General features: G+C 44.2%; 12 protein-coding genes. 5 read left to right on the top strand and 7 right to left on the bottom strand.

What is annotated here, in order from left to right; genetic code table 11:
• Positions 1-4: 4 nt before the first annotated feature.
• Both GW828_RS07680 and GW828_RS07675 read right to left on the bottom strand, forming a co-directional pair.
• A complete protein-coding gene (locus GW828_RS07680) occupies positions 5-1,162 on the bottom strand; it encodes an alkane 1-monooxygenase (RefSeq protein WP_220487571.1) in 1,158 nt (385 codons plus the stop codon).
• Between the two features lie 10 nt (positions 1,163-1,172).
• Positions 1,173-1,502, bottom strand: coding sequence for a 2Fe-2S iron-sulfur cluster-binding protein (locus tag GW828_RS07675; RefSeq protein WP_124015536.1), 330 nt, complete (start codon positions 1,500-1,502; stop codon positions 1,173-1,175).
• 156 nt (positions 1,503-1,658) lie between these two features.
• Between GW828_RS07675 and GW828_RS07670 the strand changes: the two genes are divergently transcribed.
• The 3 genes from GW828_RS07670 to fdhF all read left to right on the top strand — a co-directional run bounded on the left by GW828_RS07670 (position 1,659) and on the right by fdhF (position 8,284).
• Positions 1,659-2,672 carry an AraC family transcriptional regulator gene (locus GW828_RS07670; protein WP_273059332.1) on the top strand — a complete coding sequence of 338 codons (1,014 nt, stop codon included), beginning with the start codon at positions 1,659-1,661 and terminating at the stop codon, positions 2,670-2,672.
• 187 nt (positions 2,673-2,859) lie between these two features.
• Positions 2,860-3,576: an oxidative stress defense protein gene (locus GW828_RS07665; protein WP_124015534.1), complete on the top strand. Its 717-nt coding sequence runs from the start codon at positions 2,860-2,862 to the stop codon at positions 3,574-3,576.
• Positions 3,577-4,069: 493 nt separating this feature from the next.
• Complete coding sequence (gene fdhF, locus GW828_RS07660) at positions 4,070-8,284, top strand: formate dehydrogenase subunit alpha (RefSeq protein ID WP_273059334.1); 4,215 nt, start codon at positions 4,070-4,072, stop codon at positions 8,282-8,284.
• A gap of 177 nt (positions 8,285-8,461) precedes the next feature.
• Here fdhF and GW828_RS07655 read toward each other — a convergent pair whose 3' ends face one another.
• The 4 genes from GW828_RS07655 to GW828_RS07640 all read right to left on the bottom strand — a co-directional run bounded on the left by GW828_RS07655 (position 8,462) and on the right by GW828_RS07640 (position 11,989).
• On the bottom strand, positions 8,462-9,319 hold the full coding sequence (locus tag GW828_RS07655; protein ID WP_273059336.1) for a universal stress protein: 858 nt from the start codon (positions 9,317-9,319) through the stop codon (positions 8,462-8,464).
• Positions 9,320-9,348: 29 nt separating this feature from the next.
• Positions 9,349-10,839, bottom strand: a complete 1,491-nt coding sequence (locus GW828_RS07650) for a SulP family inorganic anion transporter (RefSeq protein WP_273059338.1) — start codon at positions 10,837-10,839, stop codon at positions 9,349-9,351.
• A gap of 437 nt (positions 10,840-11,276) precedes the next feature.
• Positions 11,277-11,729 (bottom strand): hypothetical protein, encoded by a 453-nt coding sequence (locus tag GW828_RS07645; RefSeq protein WP_273059340.1) that lies wholly within the window; start codon positions 11,727-11,729, stop codon positions 11,277-11,279.
• A 38-nt stretch (positions 11,730-11,767) separates the two neighbouring features.
• Positions 11,768-11,989 (bottom strand): hypothetical protein, encoded by a 222-nt coding sequence (locus tag GW828_RS07640; protein WP_124015530.1) that lies wholly within the window; start codon positions 11,987-11,989, stop codon positions 11,768-11,770.
• 311 nt (positions 11,990-12,300) lie between these two features.
• On the opposite strand from GW828_RS07640, the gene GW828_RS07635 reads away from it, so the two are divergent.
• Positions 12,301-13,152, top strand: a complete 852-nt coding sequence (locus GW828_RS07635) for a sulfotransferase domain-containing protein (protein WP_124015529.1) — start codon at positions 12,301-12,303, stop codon at positions 13,150-13,152.
• Between the two features lie 115 nt (positions 13,153-13,267).
• On the opposite strand, the gene lgt is transcribed toward GW828_RS07635, so the two are convergent.
• Entirely contained in the window at positions 13,268-14,044 is a 777-nt protein-coding gene (lgt, locus tag GW828_RS07630; protein ID WP_124015528.1) for a prolipoprotein diacylglyceryl transferase, read from the bottom strand.
• A 179-nt stretch (positions 14,045-14,223) separates the two neighbouring features.
• On the opposite strand from lgt, the gene GW828_RS07625 reads away from it, so the two are divergent.
• Entirely contained in the window at positions 14,224-15,069 is an 846-nt protein-coding gene (locus GW828_RS07625) for a pseudouridine synthase family protein (RefSeq protein ID WP_273059344.1), read from the top strand.
• Positions 15,070-15,071 lie beyond the last annotated feature (2 nt).

Genomic DNA, 15,071 nt, shown 5'->3' with positions numbered 1-15,071 from the left:
AAGGTTAAGCACAAGCTTGGTAAGCAGCAATACCACTGTTTGCATTGGCTTGCTGAGCAAGTTGATACTCAATAGGCGTGGCAAAGTGCCCATCCCAATGCTGTAATTTAGGCAACATGAGCCGATGCCATAATGGCGGAATAAGCGTAATAACAAAGGTACTAAGATAGCCACCAATCATTTGCGGTGCCTGTGGATATGGCAATAATTGATGATAAGGCAATTGCCCTTGAGCATGATGATGCGAATGGCGGGTTAAATTAAACATCGCCCACGAACTCACTCGTTTATTTGTATTCCAAGAATGGTGCGCCTGTACTGGCGAATTAACGGCTCGCACTAAGCCATAATGCTCCATATAATTAACTATCTCTAAGGTCGCTTTAGCCCATAACCCCATTAGCACAAAAAAGCTTAATCCCTGCCAACCCGCCAGCCAGAACACCCACAGCATAATGACTAAGCTCATGGCATAGCCTCTTAACGCTTTATTATGCCAACTCCATACAGCAAGCTGCTTACGCAACAGCCTTTGGCGTTCAATATGCCATGCACTTATGTTGCCTTTAATGGTCGATATAACAATGTGCGCATAGACATTACGACCACGAGGCGCAGTGGCGGGATCGTCCAAGGTACTGACATATTTGTGATGCCCATACACATGCTCAATGGCAAAGTTAGCATCAAAGCTAAATGCCAATAACCAGCGACCAATCAATAATGACACCGGCTGCCAAGTTCGATGAGTTAATTCGTGCCCAGTAATGGTGGCCATTACCCCAACCACTAAGCCCAAATAAATCACCATCACCCCATACTGAACCACGCTGGTATTTTCACGCGCGAGTAACACATCATAACCACTAAGACTGCTGACCCAAGCCCCATATTGACCAATATCTTGACTGGCAAATTGCCAGCAGCACACAAATACCAACATCACGGTTAAGGGCAACGCCAGCCATAACTGCCACGTCAGTAAAGCTGTAAAGCGATAGCTTGGCGCTTGTACATCATCACCAAATATCATATCGCCGCCTAAGTACACCGCTACCCAAATGGCAAAACCCATACTAATGTACGACTCACCTAAAGTAATACTGGCAATGGCGATCAGCGCCATAAGGTGAAGCGACATAAACTTAAGGTACTTAAACATTAACATCTCCTCACTCTTGCGGTTCATCAGCCAACTGACGCTGAAGCAGATTAACCTTAATATTGACAGCAGATATTGGCATGCTTTGACACGCCAAAATCATTCCTTGAGCGATTGCTTTGGCTGACAGCACATAAGCACTGTCGGTTAATTGTTTAACCTCACCGGACACTAACTGGCACCGACAAGCGCCACAACTGCCAACCTGGCAATGATGGGGAAAGGCAATATTGGCTGCCAGTGCCGAAGTTAAAATAGTGTGTTTTACGCTGGCTTGCTCAACCACAAGGGCGTCATTAATGGTTAAGCTCACTGCTTTGGCGGTAAACATCGACAACATATACAGTCCTTTAAAGGTTAAAGGTTTACTTTACGCCAGCAGACAAGCTAGCAAAGAGGGGGAGATGGACATAAAGGGGTCATTAATAGACAAGTACGGATAAATCCATTACAACTGATAAACAGGATTGCTATAAAAGCCATTGATAAGGATGCTATGCAGCCACTGCCGATTTTTTACTTAAACCAAGTTTACCAACAGCTGCGCCAGTGGGACTGTAATGTTAATATCTGGCTAGCTCATAATGGTATGACTCTTGAGCAATTACAAGACCCGCACTATCAAGTGAGTTTTGATGATTATCAACGCCTAATCGCCTCTGCCATTCACCTTTCGGCCAGACCAGACTTAGGTTTACATGTGGGTAATCGTATCGGTATTAACACTCATGGCATGATGGGATTTGCCATGCTTAACAGCAGCACTCTCAAACAAGCCATTGAGACATTAAAGCAGTTTATTAACACTCGTACGCCGCTGGTTAAGATAAGCATCCATGAAACGACCAAGGCTTTGGTTGTTACCCTTGAAGCAGTTCAACCACTGGGCATAATACAGCAACCCTATATGGATGCTCTTTTAGTGACCCTGACTAAGTTATTACAACAACTCACGCCGCAATCGTCGCCATTATGCCAGGTGAATATCAGTTTTGCAGCACCCAGTTATTGGCAGCAGTACGCAGAATTATTTAAGGCTCCGGTTCATTTTAATCAAGCTAAGACCCAGCTAATGTTAACCCTAGCATCAATGACACAACCTCTTGATATGGCCGACCCCAGCTCATTTATGCAAGCTAAACAATGGTGTATTAACGAACTTAAGCAGCTTAACCGTCAACAAAGTTTGAGCGACAAGCTATACCAGTATTTACTGCAAAGCCCGGTGCCATTGCCAAGCTTAAGCGACACTGCAGCGCACTTTCACATGACACCTCGCACGGTACATCGCCATTTAGCCCAACAGCAAAGTAGCTATAAAAGTATTGTGGCGTCGGTAAATCATCAGATTGCCAAGCACTACTTGTCACAATCTCAAGGCAGTATTAAACAACTTTCCTATCAATTAGGCTATGTGGATGTGGCTAATTTTCGCCGAGCATTTAAGCGCTGGCAAGGTACCACGCCAAGCGAGTACCGCCAGCAGCAAAAAGCGCACCCTGCAATATGAATGTTAAGATGATAAAGTCTGGGTTGCTCATATGACTTGAGCAGCTTAAAACCTATGCTGATATCTTTTAATGTAAATAATGATCAATAAAAAAACCCTTTTTTAATTTGGCTACGTTTACACTCTTAACAGACCCATTTAAACCTGTATTTTCACAGCATTAAGCTAACCATTAGCGGAGTCATCAATGAATAAAACTTTACTTACCAGCATTATCTCTGGCGCATTATTTACCTTAACCGCCAGCAGCAGTTTATCCACGGTGCAAGCGGCCGAGCTTAGTTTCGCAAATATTGAAACCGTGGGAACCAGCACCATAGAAGCGTCTGCAGACATGGCTATCATCAATGTTGAAGTATTAGTCGAAGCCGATAGCGCTAAAGCGGCTAAAGATCAAGCCGACCAAGCGGTCAGCCAATTTATGCAGCGTTTACTCAAAGCGGGTGTTGATAAAAAACACATTCAAAGTGCTAATTTACAACTCAACCCACAATACATGTATGTGCAAAATGAACCCCGTAAGCTAACCGGCTATAGCGCTAGTCGCCAAATGACAGTCACAGTAGTGGATCTGAACAGCTTAAATGAATTACTCGACAGCGCTTTAGTAGAAGGCATTAATAACATCAGTAATATACAGCTAAAATCCAGCAAAGAAGCCGATATTATTGAGCAAGCACGCCAAGCTGCCATTGTGGATGCTAAGCAAAAAGCGCAATCGTTAGCCAAAGGTTTTGGTGAAGAAATTGACGGAGTATGGCAGGTGAGATACTTTCCGCAACAATCAAATCAACCAGAAATGTACCGCGCCAGCATGAAAGTAAGTTCAGATGTCGCGCAAACTTATCAGCAAGGCCAAGTGACAATTAGCGACAGAGTCGAAGTGGTATTTAAACTGAAATAACCACTGTAATAGCCACAAATACAAGGCAACAAATACTGCAGCAACAACAAACAGGCTCAACGGCATCCGTTGAGCCTGTTTCAATTTAGCGCCAGCGAAACCATTAACGCATCCAACTGTTTAACATACAGAACAGCAATATAAAAACCTCACCAAACGCGTCATACCAACAAGTTAAAAAATACTCCAAGCAATTGTTTAATAGCAATTAAATTTATGAGTTTTATTTATCTTCATTAAAAATGATCTAGGTCACAATTGAGTATCGCCCAGCAAATTAAACTGGCTACATTGTATATGGCTATTGTAAATGGCTGTTAATACGACTAGGGAGGCGAGAAAAAAGTTATCAAGATGGACCTGCATGACTGATAGTTCTCCCCTCTATAGACACAGTCGATCTGCGCTTTGGTCGCTCAATAAAGCACTCATCGTCGTATTCTCAATGGCAGCAAAACCTAGCCAGTGACTCAACCAATTAGAAGGTATTGCAATGATAGATATCACTATCGACGGCATATCGTTATCGCTGCCTCAGGCAGATAACTTATTAAAAGCTGCCACTGACGCCGGTATTAATATCCCCAGCTTGTGTGATTTCTCCCACAATCAAGCCAAACAGCACTGTAACTTATGCCAAGTACACATAAAAAATAATAATGGCAGTTTACGATGTGTTCGCGCATGTGAAACGCCGCTTGAAGCGGGTTTAGAGGTGATAACTCGATCGAGCGCTTTAAGCAAAATCCGTCAAGATGCACTTAAGCATATTCTCAGCGACCATTTTGCCGATTGTGAAGCCCCTTGCCAAACTGCCTGTCCTGCGGGCGTTGACGTGCAGTCTTATCTGTATCATATCGGCAGAGGTGAGCATAAAGAAGCGGTCAAAGTCATCAAAAAAACCTTACCTATGCCACTGTCAATTGGCCGTGTCTGCCCAGCTTTTTGTGAAGCCCAGTGTCGCCGAGGGCTTGTTGATGAACCTGTGGCGATTCGCCAATTAAAACGTCATGCCGCAGATTTAGATTTACATGATCTAGAGTCTTATGTACCACCAAGAGCACCGGCAACCAATAAGCGTATTGCCATTATCGGCAGTGGCCCTGCGGGGCTGACTGCCGGTTATTATCTGTCTAATAATGGTCACGATGTCACTATTATGGAATCAGCAGCAAAAGCGGGCGGCTGGTTACGTTACGGCATCCCAGAGTACCGCTTACCCAAAGACATTCTGGATAAAGAAATTGAACTACTCACTCGCAACGGACTTAAGATACAAACTGGCGTAGAACTCGGTCGTGACATCAATCTACACGATTTAGTCGCCAATTATGATGCTGTTTGCCTCGCCATTGGCGCACAAAAAGCGGTGCCAATGAATTACCCTGGCAGCGATTTAGCCGGCTGCTATTTGGGTGTCGACTATTTACGCGATTATTGCACCAACAAGACATTGATCACTGGCAAAAAAGTCGCCGTGATTGGTGGGGGTAACACCGCAATTGATTGTGCCCGAACCGCTGTGCGCGATGGTGCTGATGTGACCTTAATCTATCGCCGTAGTCGCGATGAAATGCCCGCAGAACCCTATGAAATACACGAAGCCGAGGTCGAAGGGGTTAAGTTTCACTTTCTTACCAATCCAATTGAAAACCACAGTGATGACCAAGGCCGAGTCAAGTCTGTGACGTTTGCTAAAATGGCGCTCGGTGAGCCCGATGCATCAGGGCGACGCTCGCCTAAAGCCACAGGTGAAACCTTTGAAGAAGCTTTTGATACCGTTATTGCGGCAGTATCTCAACAGGTGGATTTAGACTTTTTAGAGCAACCAGAAAACCAAATCGACACCGGTCACCTTGCCCTCACCCGCTGGCATACTTTTCTTGGTTGTGAGCAAACCATGTCTGCTGGAGTGGAGAAACTGTTTGTTATTGGTGATTCTCGCACCGGCCCAGGAACCGCCGTGGGTGCGGTGGCCGATGGCCGAAAAGCCGCTGAAGCAATTGAAGGATTACTCACTGAGGGGTTAACCTGTCATTTACAGCCTCAAGATTTTAACTCCACAAAAGCCGATAACACGGCGTCATTGTCTGCAGACTTATACCCGGGCACAGTTAAACGTTCGCGACTAAAAATGCCTGAGCTATCGCAATTAAATCGCGCACTGAACTTTGGCGAAGTTGAGCTAGGCTTCATTGCCGATGAGGCAATAAAAGAAGCTATGCGCTGTTTAGAATGTGCTTGCCAAGCTAATACCGCTTGTCAGTTACGTGACTATGCCACCGAATATAAAGTCGATGGCAAAACTCTAGACCAAACCCAGGCGCGTAAATTTAAAGTCGATAACAGTGCACCTTTTATTACTTTTGATGCCAATCGTTGCATCAGTTGCGGAGCCTGTATTGACGCCTGCCATCAGCAAAGTGGTCATAATGTTATCGCTTTTGAAGCCAATAGCTATCAAGCACTTCCTGACGCTACAACCGCAGGCATTAGCCGCAACGCCCCTCGTGTTGGCTTTACTGCGTCGATGAATGACAGCGATTGTGTGCAATGTGGTAACTGCGTACAAGTCTGCCCCACTGGCGCTTTGGTTGATGCCCGCGATAAAACCCAAGGCAGCGATAGAGCGTTAACTAGAACCTCAACAGTGTGCACATATTGTGGCGTTGGTTGCCGGGTTGAACTGCATGTCGACCAAAGCAAAAATCACGTTATGCGCGTCACAGGCGATACTCACTCACAGGTGAATGAGGGGATGCTTTGTGTTAAAGGACGCTCTGGATTTGATTTTTTAAACAGCCCTAAACGTCTTACCACGCCATTAATTCGTAAAAATGGTCAGCTACAACCCGCCACTTGGAGCGAGGCCATTCGCTATATTGCCGAGCAACTGCAACCTATTAAAGATGCCACTGGGCCAAGCAAGTTTGCGGCACTGTCTTCTGCTAAATGCACCAATGAAGAAAACTATTTAATGCAAAAATTCACCCGTAGCATTATGGGTACCAACAATATAGATCATTGCGCGAGACTGTGTCATTCATCATCAGTTGCCGGCTTATCCGATACCCTTGGTGGCGGAGCCATGACCAATGATATTCCCAGTATTAAAGACTCAGATGTGATTTTTATCATCGGCTCCGATACCACCAGCGCCCACCCTATTATTGCCTCGCATATTAAACGAGCCGTCAATCAACACGGCGCGCGCTTAATTGTGGCCGACCCAAAAAAAACCACTATCGCAGACAGCGCCCATTTATATGTCTCACATAAGCCGGGCACAGATGTGATGTTACTCAATGCCATCATGCAGCAAATTATCATCAATAACTGTCAAGACATGCACTACATCAATAGCCGTATTGAAGACTATCAATTGCTTAAGCAAGAAGTGATGAAGCCCGATTATAACTTAACCAATGCGGCGTTAATTACTGGTGTAAGGGCAAAAGATATTGCCACTATGGCAAAAATGATCGGCACCGCAAACAAAACGGCCTTGTATTACGCCATGGGCATCACCCAGCATACCTCGGGTTATGACAACGTGGTGTCTACCTCTAACTTACAACTACTGTGCGGCAATATTGGCGTCAATGGCGGCGGGCTAAATCCGTTGCGCGGCCAAAGTAACGTTCAAGGTGCTTGTGATATGGGTGCCTTACCCAATTATTATCCCGGCTATCAAAAAATTAATGACCCGATTCATCAAGCTAAGTTTGCTAAAGCTTGGGGCAATACTTCGCTTGATCCAAACATAGGATTAGCAGCGACAGAAATCATGCAAGCAATTGTCAAAGGCAAAATCGATGCACTGTATGTTTTAGGTGAAAATCCAGTGCTAAGCGATCCGGATCAAGCCCATGTGATCGCCGCACTATCCAAAATTAAATTTATGCTGGTGCAAGACATCTTTTTAACCGAAACCGCCCAAATGGCTCATGTGGTATTACCCGCAACCGCCTTTGCCGAAAAAGATGGCCATTTCACCAATACCGAACGTCGGGTACAACAATTACGGGTGGCGTTAACTCCACCAGGAGATGCGCTGGTAGACTGGAAAATAATCCAAATGATTGCCAATAGCCTTGATGCAGACTGGCATTACCACAGCACCAAAGATATTTGGCAAGAAATTAACCAGGTTACCCCGCAATACCAAGGGTTAACCTGGCAACGCCTTGAACACAAGGTAGATGGTTTACAGTGGCCGTGCCTTGATGAAAACCATCCTGGCACACCGATTTTACACACAGAGACATTTTTACGCGGCAAAGGCAGAATGATCCCGGTGAGTTACCGTCTCCCTGCCGAAATGCCCGATAGCGAGTATCCATTAACCCTGTCAACAGGCCGTTTGCTGGAACAGTTCCATACTGGCACCATGACGCGCAAAACCCCGGAACTGGATATTAAAGGTGCGCCCAGAGTGATGATATCGGTTTTTGATGCCGAGCAATTGGGTGTCAATAACGGTGATATGCTAACACTGAGCACTCGCCGAGGAGAAATAGAGATAGCCGCCTTTGTCACTAAGCGGGCTCAGGTTGGAGTATTATTTTTACCGTTTCACTTTGCCGAAGCGGCAGCCAATAAGCTGACCATCAATGCATTAGATCCGATTGCTAAAATCCCTGAGTATAAGGTGTGTGCAGTTAAAGCAGAAAAGTCACTACGGCCAAGTACGACGAGCTTGGCCTAACCGCTAGTGTCTTAGTGAATTAAAGCGCAGAACGCTTAAAAGCAAAAGCCTAGATCGCTGCGCTGCTAGGACGCTACGCGGCGAGATCCTATAAAATCCTAGCAGCGAAGCGACCCTAGTAGTGACGAAGTCACGCCCTAGCAGCGAAGCTATCCCTAGCAGGACGCCGTCTTTTACTTAACGCAATAACAACAATGGAATATGACTTTTACTGATCATCCGTGTGGTATTACTCCCAACAAAAAACTCACGAATACGTGAATGGCCATAAGCCCCCATGACCATTAAATCAATTTGGTGTGCGAGTTGATAAGCTTCAAGAGCCGTTTGCACCTCGCCCTGACAAACTGCGGTTATCACCTCAAAACCAGCCTCAGTAAGAGAGTCGGCAACTGAGGTCAATTCGGTTAGCGCTTGAGACTGATTATCTGACACCATCACTAAATGACATTCGAGCCCTTTAAGTAGTGGGCTGCTTATCACTCGTTCAAGCACGGTTTTCGAGGTGGCACTGCCATCATAGGCAATCATAAAACGGCTTGGCGTTGTAAACTCAGCCATCACTACTAAAATTGGCTGTTTAAGCGTGCGAATAACACTTTCTAAATGACTGCCAATCGCTTGCGCCTGATCTTGATGTTGCTCACCTTGACGACCAATAACCACCAGTCTGGCATCGGCTTCCTGCTCCAGTAGCGTTTCCACTAAATCCCCATGGCGCTGCAGTGTTTGCACCACCACTGAAGGTTGTCCAGCTACAATGCTGGTTTGAGCATCTTGGAGCATATATTTACCTTGTTCGAGCGCGAGTTTACTCATGCGTCCTTCAAGCTCAACCATTTCAGCCAGCAGATGCTCACGACTCCCAAGGCCAATATTTCCCGACAAATTTAACTCTGTCGGGTAGGCAGACTTATCCAATACATGTAATAACGTCACCGGGGCATGCAACTTCATCGCCGCCCACCCACTAGCATCAGATACCGCGTGTGTGGCTTTTGAACCATCAATACAGGCAATCACATTTGTCATCATTATTATCCTTTTATGCTGTTGCTATGGGCTTAGTGACCAGACATCATTTTTTCAACGTCTTCTGGTTTATCATGCACACCAAATTTATCGACTATGGTCGCGCTGGCGGCGTTAAGGCCAATTATCTCAACTTCAGTCCCTTCACGGCGGAATTTAATCACCACTTTATCCAGAGCAGATACGGCGGTAATATCCCAAAAATGTGCTTGAGATAAATCAATCGTCACCTTATCAACCACTTCTCTGAAATCAAATGAGTTACTGAACTTATCTGCTGAGGCAAAAAAGACTTGGCCAATAATGTGATAATGACGCCCGGTTTCTGCAGTAGTGTCGCTGCTTTTAACCACCATAAAACGGCCCACTTTATTGGCAAAGAATAACGAGGCAAGTAGCACACCCACAAATACCCCAATCGCTAAATTATGGGTAGCGACAACGACAACTACTGTGGCAACCATCACAAGATTGGTCGATAAAGGATGATGTTTAAGATTACGGATAGAATCCCAAGAGAAGGTTCCAATAGACACCATGATCATCACCGCGACAAGTGCTGCCATCGGGATCATTTTTAACCAATCCCCCAGAAATACGATTAACACTAACAGAAAAAGACCCGCCGAAAATGTCGACAAACGCCCACGACCACCAGACTTAACGTTAATAATTGATTGACCGATCATGGCACAACCCGCCATACCGCCCAGTAAACCCGCACCGATATTGGCAATACCCTGGCCTTTACATTCGCGGTTTTTATCACTTGGGGTATCGGTTAAGTCATCAACAATAGTTGCTGTCATCATCGATTCCAATAAACCAACAACCGCAAGACCAGCAGAATAAGGCAAGATGATCATTAAGGTTTCAAGGGTTAATGGCACTTCTGGCCAAAGGAAAATCGGTAAGGTATCTGGCAACTGCCCCATATCGCCTACGGTACGGATATCTAATCCCACATACACCGCAAAAATGGTTAAGCCAACAATACATATTAAAGGTGACGGCAAGGATTTTCCGATCACAGGGATTAATGGGAATAAGTAAATAATCCCCAGTCCAGCTGCGGTCATGGCGTACACATGCCACGTCACATTTGTAAGCTCAGGTAACTGTGCCATAAAAATCAAAATGGCCAGCGCATTCACAAAACCGGTCACGACCGAACGCGAGACAAATCGCATCAAACTGCCCAGTTTTAAGTAACCTGCTGCAATTTGAAACAGGCCGGTCAATAACGTCGCCGCTAATAAATACTCAAGACCATGCTCTTTGACTAAGGTCACCATCAATAGCGCCATAGCGCCAGTCGCGGCCGAAATCATGCCCGGACGACCGCCGGTAAACGCAATCACGACTGCAATACAGAAGGAAGCATATAGGCCAACTTTGGGATCCACCCCGGCAATAATCGAAAAGGCAATCGCTTCAGGAATTAACGCCAGCGCGACAACAATACCGGCTAATAGGTCTCCACGGATGTTAGAGAACCACTCTTTTTTCATGCTTTGTATCATGTGTTTTACTCTGTTTTAATGTTAGCCAATATGCCAATAACAGATGTTAACGCCAGAAATATCTGCGCGCGTCAGCAGTGAAATTAACTCATTAATACGACAAAATGATATTGGATAATGATATACAACAAAAACTACCAACAAGGCAGCAATTACGGACGGATCTTAGCGATCCAAATAGGGGAGGAAAAACTAATGCGGCTTAATATTCATTACGGAAAGACAACCTCTTTAATATATGTACATTAAGCTTAAAATTTAATAAACGCGCACTGCATAAAAATGCAGCGGCAAGTATAAAGGGTTGCTTAGGTAAAATCAAAGCGTTTACAGGGTAACCCCACGGACACAGCGACTGAATGAGAGCCGAGTTAGCGCGGTAAAGTACCACAAAACTTGGCTATCACCTTTTAAGGCTCAACTGATAATACCCAACGCTATGGTGAAGAGGTAACCGCAATTTTTTCTGAGGTGAATTTGTTGTACGCAACGATTAAGCCGTAAGCCATTAATACTGAAACACACTCTGAAATAGAACCGATTAAACGGAATGCTTCGTAAGCAGAGCCAGGAATTAATGTTGAATCAGTTGAATCGAAATTTAGTACGACTAGAAGCACGAATGGCAACTGTATCAAAGCAGCAGCCTTAACATTAAAGGGAGACTGAGGAACAATCTTCCTAAATATCAATAAAATAAACAAAGTTGCCAGCAGCCGAATCAAGGATTCATATCCCGCGATTAATAAGTACTCCCAACTGTGACTATTCAAATCGGGCACCAATAGAAGATAATCGATTACCGGCGAATATTTTACCGATAGTTGAAATGCTAGTGAGTTCGCATATAACACTAAAACACTAGCGACTAAACAAGGTAAATACTTCATATGTGCTGTCCTTAGTCACAATATTGTACACATCCTTGCTAACGACTTGCGGTTTCTGCGCCTAAATTAACATCACTCTTTAGCATCAACACCACTAAATAGATCAAACCAAATAGCGGTACAATTGATAATACAGCGCCAAGCACACCAGCCAGAATCGGCGATTGTGTTTTACGACGACCAATAAAATAACTGATAACACCCACTACCAATGCGAAAATAACAATTAACTGACCAACCAGCGTTGCATTAACATTCATCAAAAACTCTCCTTGTTGTTTTATACCTAATACAGCCTAAATTACCTCTAGCAAACTGTCGCAAGGCATTCATTAACAAGCATGTTACATTTGCTCGCAATTTGATGTAAAGCAATCAATCTTATTACTTAACAATAAACCGTGGGGGATCAAGGGTGATATGCATAACAAGGTTTACATTGAGTGATATTATCATCGCTATAATCACACTCTAATTCCTCGCTAAACACCCCAGTAAACTTGCCATTTCGGACAATTATCGGTAGTTTTACAGTATTGAACGACGCAAAAATAATAACAAAGGATTACGGATGGGAAACATACTTTGGGTGGCCTCTTACCCTAAATCGGGTAATACCTGGGTGCGTGCATTTTTAGAAAATTACATTCAAAATCAAGATCAGCCAATCGACATCAATACCATGCACACCATTTCGACAGCGGAATCGGCTGCGCACCGTTATCGACCTTATTTACCCAAAGATAAAACGGCCACCACCGAACTGACTTTAGAAGAAATTAGTGTACTGAGGCCACAGGTTCAGGCTGATATTGCTCACCAAGCCAATGGCACTACATTTGTCAAAACCCACAACTACTTGGGCGAATATAATAGCCAGCCACTGCATAATTCGACGGTAACATCAGGGGCAATTTATGTGGTCCGTAACCCGCTAGATGTGGCCATTTCAATGGCCAATTACTTTGATTACACCATAGATGAAGCCATAGCTTATATGGCAGAAGAAATGACTGGCACACCAAATGAAGTACCACATGTGCCGCAAATCATTACCTCTTGGTCTATGCACGTGTCTAGTTGGACCGCCGATGATGCTTCAAAGTTGATTTTACGCTACGAAGATATTTTGGATGACCCCAAAAAAGCCTTCAGAAAAGTGGAGTCATTTTTAGGCTTGAAAAAGGATCCTGTTAGATTAAAAAATGCCATTAAGCACTCTTCTTTCGCACAACTAAAAGCCCAAGAAAATAAACGCGGCTTTGTAGAGAAACACGAAAATGCTAATGCCTTCTTTAGAAATGGTGGCAAGCATCAGTGGAAAACTAAACTCACGACTGAACAAGTGCAAAAAATTGTCAACACGCATTACGAACAAATGCAGCGCTTTAAATATTTGCCTGCTGGTATGAAACCATTATAGAAAATAACAGTAGGATAAATAAGTCACTTATGGCTAAATCATCCTTGTAAAAAAACGTCCTATGCCATCTGGCATAGGACGTTTTTGTTATAGATTCTATATAGTATCTCAGCGCTTAACTGGGTTTACGGTAAGCCATAATCAGCAATACAATGCCAGTGAATAAAAACGGTAAGCTTAACCATTGTCCGGCACTGAGTATTGATTCATGGTAGGCCGCTTGACTGACTTTAACGCTTTCAATCGCAATACGCGCACTAAAGACCGACACTAAAAACACGCCAAATATCGCACCGTGCTTTTGCTTCATATTGGTATATTTATAAATGGCGTAAAGGCCAACAAATATCAATAAATAAGCAAACGACTCATACAGTTGCGCAGGGTGACGCGGTATCATATCAATCCGCTTGAAAATAATGCCCCATGGCTGCGTGGTTGGATCACCTATAATCTCTGAATTAGCAAAGTTTGCCAAACGCACAAAAAAGCCAAATATGGCAGTCGCGATCGCTAAACGATCAAGTAAAAATAAAAACGGTAACTTCACTTTGCGCTGGTAATAATACAAGGCCAATATCGCCCCTAGTCCACCACCATGGCTGGCAAGTCCCCCTTCCCAAATGGCGAAAATTTTCAACGGATGTGCCAAGTAATAACTCGGATCGTAGAAAATACAATGGGCTAAACGCGCACCAACAATAATGCCGACCACACAATAAACCAGCAGGTTGTCGAGAGATTCAACATCTAAACCCTCTTTTGTGTAAATGCGCTTCATCACTTGAAAGCCAGTCGCAATCGCTAACGCAAATAATGCCCCATACCAATGAACCTTTAACCCCATGAACGAGATCAGCACAGGGTCAAGATCCCAAATGATGTGTTCCAAATTACCTACTCCAATTGCTGCTATGTTTTGTCGCATTATGCTAAAACAACTTTGCCGCAGATGATACCCAGATACGCGACTCAAGAGAAAGTTTCATTAACTAATAAACATACAGCAGCCAAATAAGGTAACATTTACCCCTAAATGACCGTGTACCGAATGGATCTATAGAGTTGCAAATGATTGTAGATAAAACTGAATACCATATTGATGTAACTGAACATGGTACTGATGCTATCAATTTACTGGCACAAACCAGTGGTTTGAGTAAACAAGTGCTAAAAGATGCCATGCAAAAAGGCGCTATATGGCACAGTCACGGCAAGCAAACCAATCGTATTCGTCGCGCGAAAAAACCTCTGCAACCCGGAGATAAACTGCATCTTTATTACAATCAATATATTTTAGACGAACAAGTTGCTCCAGCAGAGTTACTGTTTGATGAAGGTGAATACAGTATTTGGTATAAGCCTTATGGTATGCGTTGCCAAGGTTCAAAGTGGAGTGATCACACCACCATCAACCGCTACGCCGAGTTGAACTTACAACCGCAACGCAATGCGTTTATTATTCATCGTCTGGACCGCGCTGCAACCGGTTTATTAGTGCTTGGACACAGTAAAAAAACCACTGCAGCCATCGCTAAACTATTTGAAACACGTGCATTAGAAAAATACTATCAAGTGATTGTTGAAGGTGCATTTCCGAGCAAGCCCATTACCATTGATAGCCCTGTTGATAATAAGCCCGCGCTATCATACGCCACTTTACTCACCTACGACGCTGCGTTGGATCAATCCAAGGTGCAAGTAAAAATAGACACAGGACGTAAACATCAAATTCGGATTCATATGGCTAGTCTTGGCCATCCGGTAGTGGGCGACCGTTTACATGGAAATGGTGCTGAACATTGCCCCGATTTAGCGCTAACATCGTGTTTTTTCCGCTTTGTATGCCCCATCAGTCACAGTCTAAAAACCTTTGAATTACCAGAGCATTATCGCCCAGCATTCACAACCACTTAATC

The organism is Shewanella vesiculosa (genome assembly GCF_009994065.1).
Classification (GTDB): Bacteria; Pseudomonadota; Gammaproteobacteria; order Enterobacterales; family Shewanellaceae; genus Shewanella; species Shewanella vesiculosa.
This window is presented reverse-complemented; position numbering and strand designations above follow the sequence as displayed.